The 18,990-nt window shown below is 63.5% G+C and carries 20 protein-coding genes; 9 read left to right on the top strand and 11 right to left on the bottom strand.

From position 1 onward, the window contains the following. Nucleotides 1-12 precede the first annotated feature (12 nt). Nucleotides 13-1,032 (top strand): NAD-dependent epimerase, encoded by a 1,020-nt coding sequence (locus X750_RS145570; protein WP_023748004.1) that lies wholly within the window; start codon nt 13-15, stop codon nt 1,030-1,032. Nucleotides 1,033-1,102: 70 nt separating this feature from the next. Here the strand turns inward: X750_RS145570 and X750_RS145575 are convergent, their stop codons facing one another. After that, nucleotides 1,103-1,999 carry an AraC family transcriptional regulator gene (locus X750_RS145575; protein ID WP_023748003.1) on the bottom strand — a complete coding sequence of 299 codons (897 nt, stop codon included), beginning with the start codon at nt 1,997-1,999 and terminating at the stop codon, nt 1,103-1,105. Between the two features lie 149 nt (nt 2,000-2,148). On the opposite strand from X750_RS145575, the gene X750_RS145580 reads away from it, so the two are divergent. After that, nucleotides 2,149-2,874 (top strand): SDR family oxidoreductase, encoded by a 726-nt coding sequence (locus tag X750_RS145580; protein ID WP_023692277.1) that lies wholly within the window; start codon nt 2,149-2,151, stop codon nt 2,872-2,874. Nucleotides 2,875-2,958: 84 nt separating this feature from the next. Here the strand turns inward: X750_RS145580 and X750_RS0133185 are convergent, their stop codons facing one another. The 3 genes from X750_RS0133185 to X750_RS145590 all read right to left on the bottom strand — a co-directional run bounded on the left by X750_RS0133185 (nt 2,959) and on the right by X750_RS145590 (nt 5,095). Next, nucleotides 2,959-3,189, bottom strand: coding sequence for a helix-turn-helix domain-containing protein (locus tag X750_RS0133185; protein WP_023692276.1), 231 nt, complete (start codon nt 3,187-3,189; stop codon nt 2,959-2,961). Between the two features lie 22 nt (nt 3,190-3,211). Further along, the gene (locus X750_RS145585; RefSeq protein ID WP_023748001.1) at nt 3,212-3,958 is read right to left on the bottom strand and encodes an IclR family transcriptional regulator; all 747 of its coding nucleotides are present in this window, start codon (nt 3,956-3,958) and stop codon (nt 3,212-3,214) included. A gap of 267 nt (nt 3,959-4,225) precedes the next feature. Beyond that, a complete protein-coding gene (locus X750_RS145590) occupies nt 4,226-5,095 on the bottom strand; it encodes a helix-turn-helix domain-containing protein (protein ID WP_023748000.1) in 870 nt (289 codons plus the stop codon). Nucleotides 5,096-5,187: 92 nt separating this feature from the next. On the opposite strand from X750_RS145590, the gene X750_RS145595 reads away from it, so the two are divergent. Continuing rightward, nucleotides 5,188-6,732, top strand: a complete 1,545-nt coding sequence (locus X750_RS145595) for a 4-hydroxyphenylacetate 3-hydroxylase N-terminal domain-containing protein (protein WP_023747999.1) — start codon at nt 5,188-5,190, stop codon at nt 6,730-6,732. 6 nt (nt 6,733-6,738) lie between these two features. Then, complete coding sequence (locus X750_RS145600) at nt 6,739-7,248, top strand: flavin reductase (RefSeq protein WP_023747998.1); 510 nt, start codon at nt 6,739-6,741, stop codon at nt 7,246-7,248. A 10-nt stretch (nt 7,249-7,258) separates the two neighbouring features. Here the strand turns inward: X750_RS145600 and hpaR are convergent, their stop codons facing one another. Further along, a complete protein-coding gene (gene hpaR, locus X750_RS145605) occupies nt 7,259-7,654 on the bottom strand; it encodes a homoprotocatechuate degradation operon regulator HpaR (RefSeq protein WP_023695202.1) in 396 nt (131 codons plus the stop codon). A gap of 201 nt (nt 7,655-7,855) precedes the next feature. Between hpaR and X750_RS145610 the strand changes: the two genes are divergently transcribed. Genes X750_RS145610 through hpaH form a run of 5 tightly spaced genes read left to right on the top strand, consistent with a single transcriptional unit; the run spans nt 7,856 to nt 12,474 of the window. Then, complete coding sequence (locus tag X750_RS145610; protein WP_023747997.1) at nt 7,856-8,242, top strand: 5-carboxymethyl-2-hydroxymuconate Delta-isomerase; 387 nt, start codon at nt 7,856-7,858, stop codon at nt 8,240-8,242. Nucleotides 8,243-8,253: 11 nt separating this feature from the next. Then, entirely contained in the window at nt 8,254-9,771 is a 1,518-nt protein-coding gene (gene hpaE / locus X750_RS145615) for a 5-carboxymethyl-2-hydroxymuconate semialdehyde dehydrogenase (RefSeq protein WP_023747996.1), read from the top strand. Between the two features lie 14 nt (nt 9,772-9,785). Continuing rightward, nucleotides 9,786-10,766, top strand: a complete 981-nt coding sequence (hpaD, locus tag X750_RS145620) for a 3,4-dihydroxyphenylacetate 2,3-dioxygenase (protein WP_023747995.1) — start codon at nt 9,786-9,788, stop codon at nt 10,764-10,766. 29 nt (nt 10,767-10,795) lie between these two features. Then, nucleotides 10,796-11,671 (top strand): fumarylacetoacetate hydrolase family protein, encoded by an 876-nt coding sequence (locus X750_RS145625; RefSeq protein WP_023704726.1) that lies wholly within the window; start codon nt 10,796-10,798, stop codon nt 11,669-11,671. Continuing rightward, nucleotides 11,665-12,474, top strand: a complete 810-nt coding sequence (gene hpaH / locus X750_RS145630) for a 2-oxo-hept-4-ene-1,7-dioate hydratase (RefSeq protein WP_023710038.1) — start codon at nt 11,665-11,667, stop codon at nt 12,472-12,474. Before X750_RS145625 ends, hpaH begins: the two co-directional genes overlap by 7 nt. A 17-nt stretch (nt 12,475-12,491) precedes the next feature. Here the strand turns inward: hpaH and X750_RS145635 are convergent, their stop codons facing one another. From X750_RS145635 to X750_RS145660, 6 genes are read right to left on the bottom strand one after another with little or no spacing between them, the layout of a single operon-like run. After that, complete coding sequence (locus tag X750_RS145635; RefSeq protein ID WP_023704727.1) at nt 12,492-13,523, bottom strand: phosphotransferase; 1,032 nt, start codon at nt 13,521-13,523, stop codon at nt 12,492-12,494. Continuing rightward, complete coding sequence (locus X750_RS145640; protein ID WP_023704728.1) at nt 13,520-14,827, bottom strand: aminotransferase class III-fold pyridoxal phosphate-dependent enzyme; 1,308 nt, start codon at nt 14,825-14,827, stop codon at nt 13,520-13,522. Before X750_RS145640 ends, X750_RS145635 begins: the two co-directional genes overlap by 4 nt. Before the next feature lie 33 nt (nt 14,828-14,860). Continuing rightward, a complete protein-coding gene (locus X750_RS145645; RefSeq protein ID WP_023708115.1) occupies nt 14,861-16,210 on the bottom strand; it encodes an aminotransferase class III-fold pyridoxal phosphate-dependent enzyme in 1,350 nt (449 codons plus the stop codon). Between the two features lie 20 nt (nt 16,211-16,230). Further along, nucleotides 16,231-16,893, bottom strand: a complete 663-nt coding sequence (locus tag X750_RS145650; protein ID WP_023704730.1) for an HAD-IA family hydrolase — start codon at nt 16,891-16,893, stop codon at nt 16,231-16,233. Next, nucleotides 16,890-18,173, bottom strand: coding sequence for a Tm-1-like ATP-binding domain-containing protein (locus tag X750_RS145655; RefSeq protein ID WP_023686943.1), 1,284 nt, complete (start codon nt 18,171-18,173; stop codon nt 16,890-16,892). Before X750_RS145655 ends, X750_RS145650 begins: the two co-directional genes overlap by 4 nt. Beyond that, entirely contained in the window at nt 18,173-18,943 is a 771-nt protein-coding gene (locus X750_RS145660; protein ID WP_023704732.1) for an IclR family transcriptional regulator, read from the bottom strand. The genes X750_RS145655 and X750_RS145660 overlap by 1 nt, the downstream gene beginning before the upstream one ends. Nucleotides 18,944-18,990 lie beyond the last annotated feature (47 nt).

The raw sequence follows: 18,990 nt of genomic DNA, 5'->3' as shown, positions 1-18,990 counted from the left end.
CTAGGATATGCAGTGACATCAAGCAGGCCGATACTGATCACCGGCGCAGCCGGGTTCATAGGGTTTCATCTTTGCCTGAGGCTGCTTGCCGAAGGAGGCCAGGTTATCGGCCTCGACTCCATGAACGAGTATTATGACGTCAGCCTGAAGCAGGCTCGTCTCGAGCGGCTGAAAGCGTTTTCGAATTTTTGTTTCGAGCATGCCGATCTCACGGAGCGGGACCGTATTTCGGAGCTCTTCCTCTCGGCCGCGCCGGAGGTTGTCGTCAATCTCGCGGCGCAAGCCGGCGTACGCTATTCGATCAGCAATCCGCACGCCTATGTGGAAAGCAACCTCAGCGGCTTTGTCAACATCCTGGAAGGATGCCGGCAGGCCTCCGTCGGCCATCTGGTCTATGCATCGTCGAGTTCGATTTATGGCGGCAGCACCCGCATGCCGTTTTCCGTGCACGATCCGGCGGACCATCCGCTCAGCCTTTACGCCGCAAGCAAGAAGGCGAACGAGCTGATGGCGCACACATACAGCCATCTGTTTCGACTGCCGACCACCGGGCTGCGTTTTTTCACCGTCTATGGTCCGTGGGGGCGGCCGGACATGGCGCTGTTCATCTTCGCCAAGGCTATCCTCGCCGGCGAGCCGATCGAGGTCTTCAACTATGGCAACATGCAGCGGGATTTCACCTATATCGACGACATTGTTGAAGGTATTATCCGCGTCATGCAGCAACCCGCGACACCCAATCCTGAGTGGAAAAGTGTCGCGCCAGACCCAGCGACCAGCAACGCCCCGTTCAGGATTCACAACATCGGCGGCAATTCGCCCGTTCAACTGAACCGATTGATCGAGGTGCTCGAAGACGCGCTGGGACGCAAGGCAAACCGCAACCTCATGCCACTTCAGCCAGGCGACGTTCCGGCAACTTTCGCCAATGTCAGCTCGCTCGAGGAGGCGACTGGCTTCAAGCCCAAAATCCCGATCGAAATAGGGGTTCCGCGCTTTGTCGAATGGTACCGGGAGTTCTACCGAGCATGATCGGACGCTTCGCCACCTGGAGGCGGCTGGCTTCTGACCAGCCATGGCTGGCGCATGCCGCTCGGAAAACTCAATAAGCCGCAGCCGAACTGGGTGTCGCCTGAAGGCGGTCAATATCTTTCCGGGGCGGCGCACCGAACAGGCGACGATATTCTCGGCTGAACTGCGAAGGGCTGTCATAGCCCACCGCGAACCCGGCCGTGCCTGCGTTTACGCCGCCGGCAAGCATAATCCTTCGCGCCTCCTGCAGGCGCAGCTGCTTCTGGTATTCGAGCGGGGTCATGCGCGTAATCGCCTTGAAATGGGCATGAAGGGACGACGCGCTCATGCCTGATGCCGCCGCAATGTCTTCGATGCGCAGTTGTGCCTGGAAATGATTGCGGATCGTGGCGATGGCGCGGCTGACCTGGCTCAGGTGGCTGTCCACCGACGCCATCTGGCGAAGCGTGTCACCGTGCGGTCCGGTGAGGAGCCGGTAAAGGATTTCGCGTTCGATCAGCGGCGCCAGCACGGTGATGCTCTCGGGGCGATCGAGCAGCCTGACAAGCCGACAGGCGGCATCAATCAGGTCGGGGTCACTTGGATAGGCAGCTAACACCGGCAGATCCCTGCTGGGGGATGCACGTCCTTCTTTCACAAGCAGCTCGGCCAGCGCGGTGGAATCAAAATCTATCTTGCAACAGAGGTAGGGCGCCGCCGGGCTCGCCTCCAACACATGCCCGACCAGCGGCAGGTCGACCGAGACGAGCAGGTAGCTCGATGCGTCATAGACCACGCTCTGGTCGGCCAGCGAGACGCGCTTCGATCCTTGGGCGATTATGCAAAGCGACGCCTCGTAGACCGCAGGCACGGGTGCACTGGGCTGGTTGGCGCGAATGAGCGACAGCCGCGGCACCGCAGTGCCGGCCATGCCAGATTTCGGCGCAAAGCGGGTGATTAGCTCGGCGAGTTCATTGATTTTCTCCATGCCGCATAAATCTTCATGGCGCGAAATGTTGCAAGGCATTTCGAGTTCATTTGGAGGATCGTGCAAACTCTTTGGACGATCACGCTACCGCCCTTTACCGGTTCGCCGCCATCTATCTCCCCGTCACCGCAGCGAAAAAGGAAACGATCATGAAGGGACTTAAAGACAAGGTTGTACTCATCACCGGCGCCTCCAGCGGCATCGGCGAAGCGACGGTTCGGGAACTTGCCGGTGCCGGCGCCAGACTGTTCATCGGAGCCCGCCGCACCGAGCGGCTCAAGGCGCTGGCCGCAGAAATAGGCAAAGGCGTGGCGTGGCGCGAACTCGACGTGACTGACGCGGCGAATTTCGACGCCTTTGCCGATGCCGCTCATGCCGAATTCGGGCAGATCGATGTGCTGGTCAACAATGCCGGCGTCATGCCGCTGTCGCCGCTTGCCGCGCTGAAGCGCGATGAGTGGTCTCGCATGATCAATGTCAACATCGGCGGCGTGCTGAACGGGATCGCCGCGGTGCTGCCGCGCTTCGTCGCCCAGAAGAATGGGCATATCGTCAATGTCGCCTCGGTCGGTGCGCATATCGTGCTGCCCACCGCGGCGGTCTATTGCGGCACGAAATATGCCGTCTGGGCAATCACCGAGGGGCTGCGGCAGGAGCATGACGACATCCGCGCCACGATCATCTCTCCCGGAGTGACCGCAACCGAACTGGGCGACGATATCAGCGATCCTCAGGTCGCCACGGCTCTGAAAGAATGGCGGCAGAAGTCGCTCACACCGGACGCCATTGCACGGGCGATCCGTTTTGCGCTTGATCAACCCGATGGCGTCGACGTCAACGAAGTGATCGTGCGGCCAACCGCTGCCAATATGTAGAACTTGCTGCCGGATGCCGGCTTTCGGCGAGCTAGGGCGCTCTCCGAGATCCGACAAACGGCCCACCCCTTAATGCACCCGCCCTCAGCCTCTGGCGCAACTCCCGCGGGCCACATCGTACCGGCTCTCGAACGCGCGCGAAAAATGCGCACTCGAATTGAACCCGCAAGCAAAGGCGATTTCCGAGATCGTGGGCGACACTCGGGCGGGCGACAACAATTCTTCCTTGCTGCGCTCCAGCCGCCTGTCCCAGACGAAGCGTTCCGGTCTCGCGGCAAGGCCGGTGCGCCGCTGGGAACTTACCCCGCTAATCATCTCCCCTGCGACGGTAGAGATGTCAGGCTTCGCCGGCCAGGCGCGCTGAAATCAGCCGCGCCGCCTTGATCACCGCTTCGCCCTGGCTGGCCGCCATGCTGTCATCGGCGCGTGACACAGGCGAGGCCACCGCCAGAGTGCCTAAAGGACGGCCATCGGAGCCGAGGATTGCCGCGGCTATGCTGTGGACGCCTTCTTCATAGCCTTGGGAGCTCGAGGAATAGCCGCGCTTGGCGGCAAGCCGGATCGCCTTCATCAGCCTGTCGGGCTGCGTCACCGTGTGTGGCGTGAAGGTCGGCAACGGCTTGTCGACATAGGCCTCGGCCGCTTCCTGAGGCGAAGCGGCGAGAAAGGCGATGCCGGAGGCGGTGCCGTGCAAGGGCAGCACCTGGCCGACATCGACATTGACCCGGTTGGCCTTTGCCGAGAGTTCGACGTGGACGGTCAGCAGTGCGCCGGCGCTGAATTCCGACAGATGCACCGTTTCGCCTGTTTCCAGCGCCAGCTCGCGAACCACAGGTGCTGCCACGCGCACGAAGGGAAAATGCGCGTCGCGAAAGCGGGCCAGCCGCGACAGGCCGGCGCCGAGCCGGTAGCGGCGGCTTGCCGGCTCTTGTTCGATCAGGCGGTGGTCGGCCAGCGCCATCAGCAGGCGCCGCGCCGTCGCCTTGTCGAGGCCGGTTTTGCGGGCGAGCTCGGACAGGCCGATCTCCGGTTCGCCGAGCGTGAACTGCTCCAGCAGCGATATCGCTTTGCCGACTGTGCTCATCGTGCATCCTCAAGATACTTCGCATGGGACGAAAGCCAACCACCTTGCAGTCCGCTCATAGCACATCAAACGGTGGTTCAAATAACGAACCGTTTGGAAGCGACAAAAAACACCAGCAAGTTTCGCGGCGACATCAATCTCGATGCGCCGCGCCGTGCGGGGGGTAATGCTGCGCGGCAACACCTATCAACAGGTGGATCAACTCGGCGGCGCTGCGCCTAGCCGGCGTGTCGGCCCAAACGCCTGATCCTGGCCGGCGCGGAAGCTTCAACTCTGCCCCAGCTGCGCGCGGCGCCAGGCGGCGGGCGCCTGGCCAACCCGCTCCCGGAAGAAGCGTGAGAAATAGGCCGGATCTTCGAAGCCGATTTCGTAGGCGATGTCCTCGACGGTGCGCACGGTGAACAGCAGCAAGCGCTTGGCCTCCAGCAACCGTCGCTCGCCGATGAGTCGCTTGACGCCGCTGCCAAGCACCGTATGGGCGGCCTTGTCGAGAAGATGCGCTGTCGTGGCCAGCGCCTCGACGTAGCGGTCGACGGGCCAGTTGTCGCGGAAATGCGCATCGACCAGACGGCGCAAGCCGCGCGCCAATGCAGCATCGGAAGAGCCAGTGGCATCCATTACCTCGGGACCAAGACGCGCGATGTGGGAGAGCGCGACGGCAATCAGCGCCGGCAGGGTCTTGTCACTCCCGGCCTGCGCCTCGGCATATTCGGTGGCGATCATCTCCAGCACCGCCGCAAGCCTTTTCCACGCGACGTGCTGAGAAAGGCTATCGGCAAAGACCGGCCGGTCCAATGGCAGCAGGCTGTGAGCGGCTATTGCCGCAAGCGCATCATCGGCGACCGAAACGACGATGGCGTCGGTGCCGGGCCCGATCGAGAAGCCATGCACGATGGTGCTCGGCACGAAGCTGACGGCCGGTGCCGAAAAGTCCCAGGATTGGTCTTCGATGCGGTATGTGCCGGAGCCGCTGGTCCAGTAGGTGATCTGGCCCATTTGCGGATGCTTGTGCGCGGCAACCTGGCCGAGATGAATGTTGCTGCGCGCAAGCACCGTCTCGACATGCAGGAAGCCGACATCGAGCGGCCGCACCGGCTCGCCATAGACAAAGAAATCAGGAATGGAATTGAGGCTCATGGCGCCGGAAAAAGTCCAATCGGTTTTGCCGTTACGTCCTAACCGATCCTTGCCAGGAGAGCTAGAGTTGATGCCATAAGTGGAGGAACATCATGCGATCGGAAGACTTTCGTGCCGACAATGGGCGCCCGTTCACCGGGGCCGAGTATCTGGAGAGCTTGCGCGACGGCCGCGAGGTCTACATCAACGGCGAGCGCATTGCCGATGTCACCACCCATCCGGCGATGCGCAATTCGGCGCGGTCGCTGGCGCGCCTCTATGATGCGCTGCACGATCCCAAGCGGCAGGGCACGCTGACCTCGCCTACCGATACCGGTTCGGGCGGCTACACCCACAAATATTTCCGCGTCGCCAAATCCTCCGGCGAACTCGCGGCCCAGCAGACCGCGATCGCCGAGTGGTCACGCATGTCCTATGGCTGGATGGGCCGCACGCCCGATTACAAGGCGGCACTGATGAACACGCTCGGCGCCAATGCCAACTGGTACGGCCCGTTCAAGGACAATGCGCTCGCCTGGCACAAGCGTGCGCAGGAAGCCGTGCTGTTCATGAACCACGCCATCGTCAACCCGCCGATCGACCGCCACAAGCCGGCCGAACAGGTGAAGGATGTCTTCGTCCACATCACCAAGGAGACCGACGCCGGCATCTATGTCTCCGGCGCCAAGGTGGTGGCGACGTCCTCGGCGCTGACCCACTACAATTTCCTGGCGCAGAGTTCGGCGACGGTCACCGAAGATCCGTCGCTGTCGGTCATGTTCATCGTGCCGATGAATGCGCCGGGGGTAAAGATGTTCTGCCGCGTCTCCTATGAGCAGACGGCCAACACGGCGGCGGCTCCGTTCGACTATCCGTTGTCGTCGCGCTTCGACGAGAACGATGCCATCCTGGTGCTCGACAATGTCTTCATCCCCTGGGAGGACGTGCTGGTGCTGCGCGAGGCGCAGAAAATCCTGTCCTTCCATCCGGCTTCGGGCTTCATGCATGGCTATTGCTTCCAGGGCTGCACACGCTTTGCCGTCAAGCTCGACTTCCTCGCCGGCCTGCTGGCAAAGGCGCTGCGCGCCACCGGCGGCGATGCCTTCCGCGGCAACCAGGCGGCGCTGGGCGAGGTGATCGCGCTCAGGCACATGTTCTGGAGTTTCTCCAACGCCATGGCCTACAATCCGATCCCCTGGGCGAATGGCGCTGTCCTGCCCAACCTGGAAGCAGCCCTTGCCTACCGGACTTTCATGTCGGAAGCCTATCCGCGCGTCATCGACACGGTGCGCCGGGTGATCGCTTCTGGGTTGATCTACCTGCCGTCATCAGTGCGCGACTTCAACAATCCCGAGATCGACAAATACCTCGCGCAATATGTGCGCGGTTCCAACGACATGGGCCATGTCGAGCGCATCAAGATCATGAAACTGTTGTGGGACGCGACCGGCACCGAGTTCGGCGGCCGCCACGCGCTCTACGAACTCAACTATGCCGGTGCGCCGGAAGAGGTGCGGCTGCAGGTGCTGAAGGGCGCCGAACGCGGCGGCCGGCTGAAGGCCATGGAAGAACTGGTCGACACCTGCATGGCCGACTATGACGAGAACGGCTGGACGGGAGATACCTGGCTCAATCCGCTCGCTTCTACGGCCGGGTGATGTCAGATGGCCACGCAGATTTCGAAGGCCGATTTCCGCGACGCCATGGCAAGGGTCTGCGCGCCGGTCAACATCGTCACGACAGATGGTCCGGCCGGGCGCGGCGGCTTCACCGCCACCGCCATGTGCAGTGTGTCGGACGAACCGCCGACACTGCTGGTGTGCATGAACGGCCGCTCGACGCAGGCCGCCATGTTCCTCGCCAACCGGCGCTTCTGCGTCAACGTGCTGACGCATGACCATATGCACCTGGCCGGCAAGTTCGCCGGCGCGACCAGGGACATGGAGGCACGCTATTCGGGGGCGCGCTGGCAAACGCTGGCCTCAGGCACGCCGGCGCTGTCCGATGCGATCGTCAATTTCGATTGCGAGATCGAGGATGTGCACACAGTCGGCACGCATAATGTCATGATCGGCCGCGTTATCGACGTCAGGCACGGCAGCGGCGGCTCGGCGCTGCTTTATGTCGACCGCAATTACACGCAGCCGACGCGGCTTGGCAGTTTTGGCGGCTGAGCGGGAGCAGTCAGTTCTCGCCGGCGATCAGGCTCTCCAGCAGATCGAGCAATTGCTCGAGCCTCTCATGTCCGAAGCGCTGTTCGATGTCGCGGTAGATGACGAGGCGTTCCGGCGACAAGGCATCGATCAGGGCGGAGCCCGCCGGGGCGATCGTCAGCACGACACGGCGGCCATCGCCTTCCGCCTTGTTGCGGGTGATGAATTTTCGGCCCTCGAGCGTCTTGATGATGCGTGTCAGGCTGGGCGGCAGCACCGAAGCGCGATCGGCAAGTTCCGTCGCCTCGACAGGGCCGGCCTCGCTCAGAACGCGCAGCACACGCCATTGCTGTTCGGTCACGTCATGCGCCGCCAGCATAGGGCGAAACCGCGCCATCACCACTTCGCGGGCATGGAGCAGCGCCATCGGCAGAGAACGACGGGTGTTTTCAGGCAGCAAGAAGCAGCGTCCCCAATGATGCGGGCGGTCGGCGGGACCGCACGCCAAAACCTGACCTTTCCATCCCGTATCGTCGCCTCAACTTGGATGCAAGGCTTGACTTCAGTGATGCTGCATGTAATTAACGCGTTAACTACAACAGTGGAACAATCCGGGGAACGAGACGCGGTGCCTCACTTTTCCATCGAGTATTCGGCCAACCTCGATGCCAAGGTCGACATGAGCGAATTGTGCGCGCTGGTGTTGCGCACCGTGCTCGGCACCGGGCTGTTTGAAACCGGCGCGGTGCGGGTGCGGGCCTTCCGTGCGGAAGCCTATGCCATCGCCGACAGCCTGCCGGAAAACGCTTTCCTCGACATGTCGTTTCGCATTGGAACCGGGCGCAGCGCCCAGGACAAGAAACGAACCGGGGAGGCGGTCTTCGCCGCGGTGAGCGAATACCTTGGCCCCCTGTTCGATACCCCGCATTTCGCTCTTTCCCTGGAGATCAGGGAGATCGACCCGGTACTGAGCTGGAAGAAAAACGCAATCCATCCGCGACTGCGCGGCAAGTGACGGAAGCTGATATGTCCGACCTCGAAGGCAATCTGAAAAAGGCCGAGGCCTATCTGGCCCGTTTCAAGCGCGACGGCGTGCTGAACCAGATCGGCGGCGAAGCGGTGCCGGCGGTGGATGGCTCGACCTTCGAGAGCATGTCGCCGGTCGATCTCAAGCCGCTGGCCAAGGTCGCGCGTGGCAGTGCCGCCGATATCGACCGCGCCGCCAAGGCGGCAAAGGCGGCGTTCCCGGCCTGGGCCGCCATGCCGGGCGACGGGCGCAAGAAGCTGCTGCACAAGATAGCCGATGCGATCGAAGCGCGCGCCGAGGAGATCGCCTTCGTCGAGTGCATGGACACCGGCCAGGCGCTGAAATTCATGGCCAAGGCCGCGCTGCGCGGCGCCGAGAATTTCCGCTTCTTCGCCGACCGCGCGCCGGAAGCGCGCGACGGCGAGACGCTGCGCACGACAGGCCAGGTCAACATCACCACGCGCGTGCCGATCGGCCCGGTCGGCATCATCACGCCGTGGAACACGCCGTTCATGCTGTCGACATGGAAGATCGCGCCGGCGCTGGCGGCAGGCTGCACCGTCGTCCACAAGCCGGCCGAATTTTCGCCGCTGACCGCTCGCCTGCTGGTCGAGATCGCCGAGGAGGCCGGCCTGCCGAAAGGCGTGTGGAACCTGGTCAACGGCCTCGGCGAGCACGCCGGCAAGGCGCTGACCGAGCACCCTGACATCAAGGCGATCGGTTTTGTCGGTGAGAGCCGCACCGGCTCGATGATCATGAAACAGGGCGCCGATACGCTGAAGCGCGTGCATTTCGAACTGGGCGGGAAGAACCCGGTGATCGTCTTCGCCGACGCCGATCTCGAACGTGCGGCGGATGCGGCCGTGTTCATGATCTACTCGCTCAACGGCGAACGCTGCACCTCATCGTCGCGGCTGCTGGTCGAAGCCTCGGTCTACGACACATTCACGGATCTGGCCGCGGAGAAGGCAAAGCGCATCAAGGTTGGCCATCCGCTCGATCCCAAAACGGTGGTCGGTCCGCTGATCCATCCGGTGCACGAGGAAAAGGTGCTGTCCTATATCGAGATCGGCAAATCGGAAGGCGCGGTGGTAGCCGCCGGCGGCGGCAAGTTCGCCGGTCCGGGCGGTGGCTGCTATGTCAGCCCGACGCTGTTTACCGGCGCCACCAACAGGATGCGCATTGCCCAGGAAGAGATTTTCGGGCCGGTGCTGACTGCCATTTCCTTCAAGGACGAGGCCGAAGCGCTGGCGCTGGCCAACGACACCCAATACGGCCTGACCGGCTATCTCTGGACGTCGGATGTTACCCGCGCCTTCCGCTTCACCGATGCGCTGGACGCCGGCATGATCTGGGTCAATTCGGAGAATGTGCGGCATTTGCCGACGCCGTTTGGCGGCGTCAAGAATTCCGGCATCGGCCGCGACGGCGGCGACCATTCCTTCGATTTCTACATGGAGACGAAGAACATCGCCTTCGCCACTTCAGCGCACGCGATCCAGAAACTCGGCGGCTGACCGGAGGACATCGGATGCCACTGCCCAAACCAAACCTCTATCCCGCCTTCAACATCGTGCGCCTCAGCCATGTCGAACTGGCGGTCACCGACCTTGCGAAATCCCGCGCCTTCTATGTCGACACGCTCGGCCTGCAGGTTACCGACGAGACATCGGAAGCCATCTATCTAAGGGCGTTGGAAGAGCGCGGACACCACTGCATCGTGCTGAAGAAGGCCGGCAGCGCCGAAGCCCGCGATCTCGGCTTCAAGGTTTTTTCGGATGAGGATCTCGACAAGGCCGAGCATTTCTTCAAGGCAAAAGGCCTGCCGGTCGAGTGGGTCGAGCGACCGTACCAGTCGCGCACCTTCCGCACCCGCGACCCGCACGGCATTCCGCTCGAGTTCTTTGCCCAAATGGAAAGGCTGCCGCCGATTCATCAGAAATATGCGCTTTACAAGGGCGTGAAGCCGCTGCGCATCGACCACTTCAACTGCTTCTCGCCCAATGTCGACGAGTCCGTCGCCTTCTACAACGAGCTTGGCTTCCGCGTCACCGAATACACCGAGGATGCCAGTAGCGGAAAGCTGTGGGCGGCCTGGACGCACCGCAAGGGCGGCGTCCACGACATCGCCTTCACCAACGGTGTGGGTCCGCGCCTGCATCACGTCGCCTTCTGGGTGCCGACACCGCTCAACATCATCGACCTGCTCGATCTGATGGCGACGACGGGTTACCTCGCAAATATCGAGCGCGGCCCCGGCCGGCATGGCATTTCCAACGCCTTCTTCCTCTATGTCAGAGACCCGGACAATCACCGCATCGAGATCTACTGCTCGGACTACCAGACGGTCGATCCGGATCTGGAGCCGATCAAGTGGGACCTCAAGGACCCGCAGCGCCAGACGCTGTGGGGCGCGCCGGCGCCGAAAAGCTGGTTCGAGGAGGGCAGCACCTTTGCCGGCGCGGCCGCACGCCAACCGTATTTGACGGCGTCGCCGATCATCGCACCGTGACCACAGACGCGAACCTGACGGAGACCGGGATGACTGCACCTGGGCGGCTCGCCACCTTCACCGTTGGCGGCAAGACGCGCTATGGCGTGGTCACAGATAAGGGCGTCGTCGACCTGTCGGCGCGGCACAGCCAGTGGCCGACGCTGCGCGAAGTGATCGAGGCCGGCGTGCTACGGCGGCTGGCGGAAGAGGCCGAAGCCTACGCCGTCGATTTTCCAGTCGGCGCCATCGCTTATGAAATCCCTCTGCCGTCGCCGGAAAAGATCATCTGCGTCGGCGTCAACTACCCGGACCGCAACGAAGAGTACAAGGACGGCCAGGCCGCGCCTTCCAACCCGTCGCTGTTCATCCGCTTCCCCCGCTCCTTCGTCGGCCACGACGCGCCGCTGGTGCGGCCGCCGGAATCGCCGCAGCTGGACTATGAGGGCGAGATCGTCATCGTCATCGGCAAGGGTGGACGACGCATCGCCGAGAGGGATGCGCTTGACCATATCGCGGCACTATCCCTGTGCAACGAAGGCACCATTCGCGATTGGGTACGGCACGCCAAGTTCAACGTCACGCAGGGCAAGAATTTCGACCGCACCGGCTCGCTCGGTCCGTGGCTGGTGCCGTTCACCGACGAGGCGCAGATTGCCGACATCGCGCTGACCACCCGCGTCAATGGCGAATTGCGCCAGCAGGACCGCACCAGCCGGATGATCTTCTCGTTCCGCAAGATCATCGCCTATGTCTCCACCTTCACCACGCTGGTGCCAGGCGATATCATCGTCACCGGTACGCCGACCGGCGCCGGCGCCCGCTTCGACCCGCCGATCTGGCTGAAGCCGGGCGACGTGATCGAAGTCGAAGCCGACGGCATCGGCGTGCTCCGCAACGGGGTCGTCGACGAGGCAGCATCGTGACCCCCGAGCAAGTTGAAGATGCCGCGGCAAGGCTGTTCGAAGCCGAGCGTTCGCGCCGCCAGATCCGTCTGCTCAGCCTCGATTTTCCCGACGCGACGATGGAGGATGCCTATCGCGTCCAGGCAGCGCTGGTGAAACGCAAGACCGATGCCGGGCTGACCCCGAAGGGCTGGAAGATCGGCCTGACATCGAAGGCGATGCAATATGCGCTCGCCATCGACACGCCGGATTCGGGCGTGCTGTTCGACGACATGTTCTTCAACGACGGCGCGACGATACCCGTCGGCCGCTTCATCCAGCCGCGCGTCGAGGCCGAGATAGCCTTCGTCATGAAGGCGCCGCTGAGGGGCCCAGGCGTGACCATCTTCGACGTGCTCAACGCCACCGATTATATCACGCCGGCGCTCGAAATCCTCGACACGCGCATCGAACGCGTCAATGCCGAGACAAAGAAGGCGCGCACTTTCTTCGATACGATTTCCGACAACGCCGCCAATGCCGGCATTGTCATCGGCGGTCGGCCGCAACGACCCGATGAAGCCGATATGCGCTGGATCGGCGCCATCGTCTCGCGCAATGCGGAGGTCGAGGAGACCGGGCTTGGTGCCGGCGTGCTCAACCATCCGGCGATGGGCATTGCCTGGCTGGCGGACAGGCTCGCCCGCTACGGCATGTCCATCGCGGCCGGCGAGGTGGTGCTGTCCGGATCGTTTGTGCGCCCGGTCGAGGCGCGGCCCGGCGATACCATCGTCGCCGACTTCGGCAGCTCGGGAACGGTCAGCATCCATTTCGCCAAGAGCTGACGGCTCTCATCGGCTCGTCAGTTGGGCTGTTCGCCGCGCAGGTAGTCAATCACCACATCGGCTGCGATGGTCGACATCCGCAAGCCGACATCCCTGGTGATGTCGCCTTCGACGCGGCTTTGCACCCAGCCAAGAAAGGCGAAGGCACGCAACGCGGCGAATAGAGGCAATGCGGCGATGTCCTGCGGGATCAGCGCACGCTCTTGCTGGTAGCCGTCAAGCAAAGCGGTTTCGATCAGCGGGTAGATCGCCTCCTCGCGGTTCTGATAGAGGGCGACGGCAAGGTCGTACATGTGCCAGCCATGGCCGCAATCGTCGAAATCGATGATGCGCACCGCGCTGTCATGGATGAGCACATTTTCGCGCACCAGATCGGCGTGGATGATGCCGAAATTGCGCGCGCTGCGCTCATGTTCCGACAGCGCCTTCACTGCCTTGTCGCGCGCCTGCAAGACCAGCGCGCGGCGAGGACCATCGAGAAGGGGCGAGGTCTCGAACCGGCCCCAGACCGGGTTCGCACCGAAGAAGCCGTCGAAGTCCCAGGCATGGCGGACGAAGCCCGCGGGCGGCGTCCACGAGGCAGTGACATTGTGCATATGGGCGATGGTCCGCCCGATCGCCGTGAAGATCTGGATCGACTGGTCGGCCGTGTAGGCCAGTGGCACGCCGCGTGCGCCCACGGCGCGGCCCTCCAGCCAGCTCAGGCAATCGGCCTGCCGGGGCTGCGCCGAGGTGGCCGTTCTGACAAGCACGAACGGATCGCCGGCCTGTGTTGCGACGCAAGACGGCGTGGCGACGCCGGCGGATTGCAGGAAGCCCATCCATTGCAGTTCCGAACGCAGCGCGGCGTCCGTGTGGTAGCCGAGCCGGTGGATGCGCATGGCTGCCGGCTGGCCATCCGGCAGCCGCACGCGGAAGACGGCGTTCTCGCGGTGCTTCAGAAGTTCCGGCTCAGAGTTGCGGACGCCCCAATGTTCGAGCGCACGCCTGGCGAGCTCCGTGACATCGGCTGCCGTTTCGGGCTGGGATTGGGTGGAAACAGAATTCACGCCGGCACTCCGCCGACTTGGCCCAGCACCTCGTCCAGCAGGCCGATCAGGAACTCGGCATTGTCGCGCGAGAACGGCATGGGCGGGCGGATCTTGAGCACATTGCCGTGGATGCCGGTCTTGCCCATCAGCACGCCGCGATGGCGCATGCGATTGGCGACCTGCTCGGCAATGTCGGGCGCCGGTTCGCGCGTGTCGCGGTCGTGGACCAGCTCGGCGCCGAAGAACAGTCCGGCCCCCCTGACCTCGCCGATGCACTCATGCCGATCGGCCAGCGGGCGCAGCAGGCCAAGCGCATAGGCGCCGACGTCTTGCGCGTTGGCGACAAGGTTTTCCTGTTCGATGACGTCGAGGACGGCATTGGCGACTGCGCAGGAGACCGGGTTGCCGCCAAAGGTGTTGAAGTAGCGGAAAGCGTCGCGGAAGGTCGCCAGTATCTCCTTGGTGGTGACCACGGCCGCGATCGGATGGCCATTGCCCATCGGCTTGCCCATGGTGACGATGTCGGGGACGAAGCCGGCGCGCTGATGGCCCCAGAAATGGCTGCCGGTGCGGCCGAAGCCGGGCTGCACTTCGTCGGCGATGACCAGACCACCGGCTTCGCGCACGGCCCCCAAGGCGTCGTCGAAAAATCCGGTGGGCAGAGCCGGGAAACCTTCATTGGCGAGCAGCGGACACAAGATGATGCCAGACAGGCCAATGCCATCCTGTGCCAGCGAGGCGATCGCTTGACGCACGGCGTCGCCAAAGGCCTTGCCATTGGCCATCGCATCGGGATGGCGATAGCTGTCGGGGGCCGGCACCAGCCTGACATGGGGGGCGCGGCCGCGGATCGGAGGCATGCGCGTGCTCAGCTGCGAAACCGCCGTCGTGTTGCCATGATAGGTGGCGTCGGTGGCGATGATGCCCATATTGCCGGAGGCGGCCTGCGCCATGCGCAGCGCGATGTCGTTGGCCTCGCTGCCGGTGCAGGTCAGGATTGCGGTGGCGAGGCTTGCATTGAAGGTCGCCGTCAGCCGCTCGACATAGTCGAGAATTGCGGTGTGCAGATAGCGTGTGTGGGTGTTGAGCAGGCTTGCCTGACGGCACAAGGCCTCGACCACATGCGGGTGGCAATGGCCGACATGGGCGACGTTGTTGTAGGCATCGAGATACTTGCGGCCGTCGGCATCGTAGAGCCAGACGCCTTCGCCGCGCACCAGGTGCACGGGCTCGTCGTAGAACAATTGCGATTTCGCGCCGAGCAGGCGGGCACGCCGCTTGACGAGCGCTTCCTCGCTCGGGTTCTTCTCAGATTGGGTCATTGCGTACCAAACTCCATTGCGTCAGCGGGTCTATCAGGCCCTCGACAGACCTGCATCGATGGCCTCGCCGATCTTTGCCACGTCGGCGGCGCCGATGATCAGCGGCGGCGACAGGATGATGTTGTTGCCGGACACGCGCAGCATGACGCCGGCGTCATAAGTGGCTTCCGAAACCACGGCCATGGTCTTCTTGTCCACCGGCTTTTTCGTCGTGCGATCGGAGACCAGCTCTAGCGCAGCCATCAGGCCCTTGTACCTGATGTCGCCGACGATCGCGTGCTTGGCTTTTAGCCCCTCCAGCGTCGCCGCGAGCTCGATGCCGCGCGCGGCTGCGTTCTCGTCCAGGCGAAGCCGCTTGGTCTCGGCAAGTGCAGCCAGCCCTGCCGCGCAGCCGACAGGATGGCCGGAATAGGTATAGCCATGACCGATCGCCCCGAAGCTGGTCTTGTCGGCCTCGAAGACGTCGGCGACCTTGGCGCCGATCAAGGTGGCGCCGAGCGGGAAATAGCCCGAGGTGATCGCCTTGGCGATGGTCATGAAATCCGGCTTCACGCCGGATAGCCGCGAACCCGACCAGGCGCCGGTGCGACCGAACCCCGTGACCACCTCGTCGGCGATCAGCAGGATTTCGTGGCGGTCGCATATCTCGCGGACCAGCGGCATGAAGCTGTCATGCGGAACGATGACGCCGCCGGCGCCGAGAACCGGCTCCATGATGAAGGCGGCAATGGTGTCGCCGCCCTGGAAGGCGATCTCATCCTCCAGCGCTTTGGCGCACAGTTTGGCCAGCCGCGCCGGATCGGTCTCATCGAACGGATTGCGGAAGGTCCAGGGTGCGGGAATGTGGAAGACGCCGGGCATAAGCGGCTCATAGTTGCGGCGGAAATTGGCGTTGCCGTTGACTGACGCGCCACCGAAATGGGTGCCGTGATAGCCCTTCTTCAGCGCGAGGAATTTTGTCCGGTCGCCCTGGCCGCGGATCTTCCAGTATTGGCGGGCGAGCCGCAGTGCGGTTTCGACCGAATCCGAGCCGCCCGAGGTGAAGAAGGTCCGCACCATGCCTTCCGGTTCGAACCATTCGCTGAGTTCGTAAGCGAGCTCGATCGACGGGCCGGTCGACGTGCCGCGAAACCCGGAATAGTAGGGCAGGGCGCTGAGCTGGTCGGCGATGGCCTTCTTGATCGGGTCGCAGGAGTAGCCGAGATTGACGTTCCACAGTCCGCCAACCGCATCGAGCACGGTGTTGCCGTCGATGTCGGTGACCATCACGCCTTCGCCTTTCATGATCACCTTTGGCGGGTTGGCCCGCATCTCGGCCGGGTGTGCCATCGGATGCCAGATCGGCTTGGCGTTTTTCTCGGTGAGGAAATTGATGTCGCGCATCGCAAGGCTCCGCAAATGTCTCAGGAGATGAGGTCGAAATGGCCGAGGGCCTCGGCATAGGAAAGTGCCGGCCGCGCGACGTCGAAATGAACGGTGCGCATGCCGACGGCACGGCCGCCATCGACATTGCGCTGCTGGTCGTCAACGAACACACAGGCGCGGGCAGGCAGGCCAAGCGCCTCGGTCACCAAGGCATAGGCGCGCGGATCGGGCTTGAGGATGCGGGTATAGGTGGCGTCGACGATGGTGTCGAACAGCTCGAGCAGCGGCAGCCGCTGACGGAAGCCGGCGCCATAGAACAGATCTAGCTCGTTGGACAGGATCGCCAGGCGAAATCCCGCCGCATGCACGGTCCGGATGGCGCGGACGGCTTCGGGCCGCACGATCTTTTCCGGCTCGGCTCCGCGTGCGCGCTGGACGAATGTCTCCATTGCCTCCCAGTCCTCGCCGACGAGCCGGCCGACTTCGCTGGTGCGGGTGCGCCAATAATCGCGCTCGCTGATGTCGTTGGCCTGCATGGAGCGCCACAGCGGATCTGAATCCGGGTCGAACGGCCCGTGCCATTGCAGCGTTCCCGGCGCGAGGCCGAGCGCCTGTTCGGTCAAGGCATGGGTCTCGAAAAGGGTCCGGGTGACGACGCCGCCGAAATCGAGGACGAGCGCCTGGGCAGGAACAGCGCTCACGCAGCCACTCCCTTGGCCGGCATGCCGCGCGGGATGATGCCTTCCTCGACCCAGCGGTCGAAGATTTCGAGCGCCTTGCCGACGAACTCGTCGCTGTTGATGTGGGCGTCGATCTCGTGGAACTCGACGCCGGCGGGAATGGCCTTGCGCATCTCATCGGTGAACGCCGCGAGGGCTTCGGGTTCGTACAGCGGCTCGCCCTGCGCATCCCATTCCTGGATGCCGCCGGAGGGCAGGATGAAAGCGGAGCGCCCCTTCGACGCACCGAGCTTGGCGGCGATGGTCCTGGCGACTTCACGGCGGTCGGCGGCATCGACGGTGATCGAGCCGATCAACCTGTTATGAGCATGGAATGGCCGCTGCGCGAACTTTGTCGGCAGCGCCTGCCAGGTCGGCAAATCGACCATGTCTACGGCGCCAGGGGCTGCGATCTGCGGAATGCCGCGGGCGCCGGCATTCTCGAGCCGGTCGGCGCCGGAGCTGACGACCGAACCGGCAAGATGATTGGTGATCTCCTGCAGGCTGAAGTCGAACACCGCGCAGAAATGGTCCTGGCTGGCGATCGATTCGAAGGCCCGGCCCCCCATCCCGGTGGTGTGAAAGACTGCGACGTCATAGCCGCGCTGCTCCAACGCCGGCTTCAGCGTCTTCATATAGCGCAGGCAACTGCTGCCCAGCGAAGTCATGCCGATGGTCGGTCCGACCGCCGGGGCCGAAGCACGGGATGCAAGCACGATCCTCGCCGCACCGACCACCGCGCCGCAGGCCTGGGAAAGGACCAGCTTGCAGATGGTGTTGAGGCCGTAGAGCCCGCCTGCCCACAGGATCATCATCAGGTCGGGCGCGACGCGCTCGGGCGGAATGAGATGCGAGTAGGCGATGGTCGAGACGACGAATTTCGGCACGCCGAGCGGCAGGCACAGCGCGACATCGAGCGCCAAATCGGTTCCCATCGAACCACCGATGGCGATGAAGGCGTCGATCTCGCCGCGCTGGTGAAGCTGGCGCACCAGCTGAACGGCGCCGACGGCCATCAATGTCATGGCGGTGTTTTCGTCGCCGCTCGAGACGATTTCGGCCATCGTCACGCCAGCGGCCCGCGCAACGGCATGCTTGTCGTGATCGGGACTATAGGCGGGGGCGCCCAGCACGCTGACATCCATCATCACGGCGCGGCCACCGGATGCCTCGATACACGCTTTCATGAACAGCAGTTCGTCGGTCTTGGTGTCGCCCGTGCCGATGACCAGGATGCGGGGCGTCGCCATATCTGCAGACATCAGGCCTGCCTCCTCAGGGTTTGCAGGTTTTCGCCATTGAGGCGCATCGAAATCTCCCGTGCCGCGGTCACAACCGCAAGCCCTCGTTCCACGATCGTAGCCGGTGTCGTCCTGGCCTTCGGGGCTGCCACCGCAATTGTCCCCAGCGCAAGACCATCGGCGGCGCGGATTGCAGCCGCGACGCCGATCACGCCGTCCTCATGGCCCTGGTCGCAGATCGAATAGCCGCGGTCGCGCGCCTCGCCGATCGACTTTGAAATGGCGGCCGGCTCGACGAGGGTATGATCGGTGAAGGCCTCAAGCGAACCTGTCAGGCATGCTTTCACGGTCGCGTTGTCGGCGAAGGCGAGATAGGCGATGCCGGAGGCGGTGGAATGCAGCGGCAGAAGCTGGCCGACATCGATGTTCACCCGGTTTGCCCAGCTTGAATGCTCGACATAAACGGTGATCAGCCTGTCGACGCCGAATTCCGACAGATGCACCGTCTCGGTTGTCGAACCCGCCAAATCCTGCGCCACGGGAATTGCCGTTTGCAGGAACGGGAAGCAGGCTTCGCGGATACGCGCCAGCCGCGACAGGCCGGCGCCGAGGCGATAGTGCCGCGTGCCGGCATCCTGCTCGACGAAACCATGGCCGCCAAGCGCCACCAGCAGCCGCCGCGTCGTCGCCTTGTCGAACGCACACCGCCGCGCGAGATCGGAAAGTCCGAACTCGGGTTCGTCCACCGTGAACAGCTCCAGAAGTGAAATCGCCTTGCCGACCGTACCCATCCAGCCTCCCGCTCGGATAGAAACTTAATGTGTGAATTAACTTGACA

The organism is Mesorhizobium sp. LNJC391B00, from assembly GCF_000502535.1.
Taxonomy (GTDB): domain Bacteria; phylum Pseudomonadota; class Alphaproteobacteria; order Rhizobiales; family Rhizobiaceae; genus Mesorhizobium.
This window is presented reverse-complemented; position numbering and strand designations above follow the sequence as displayed.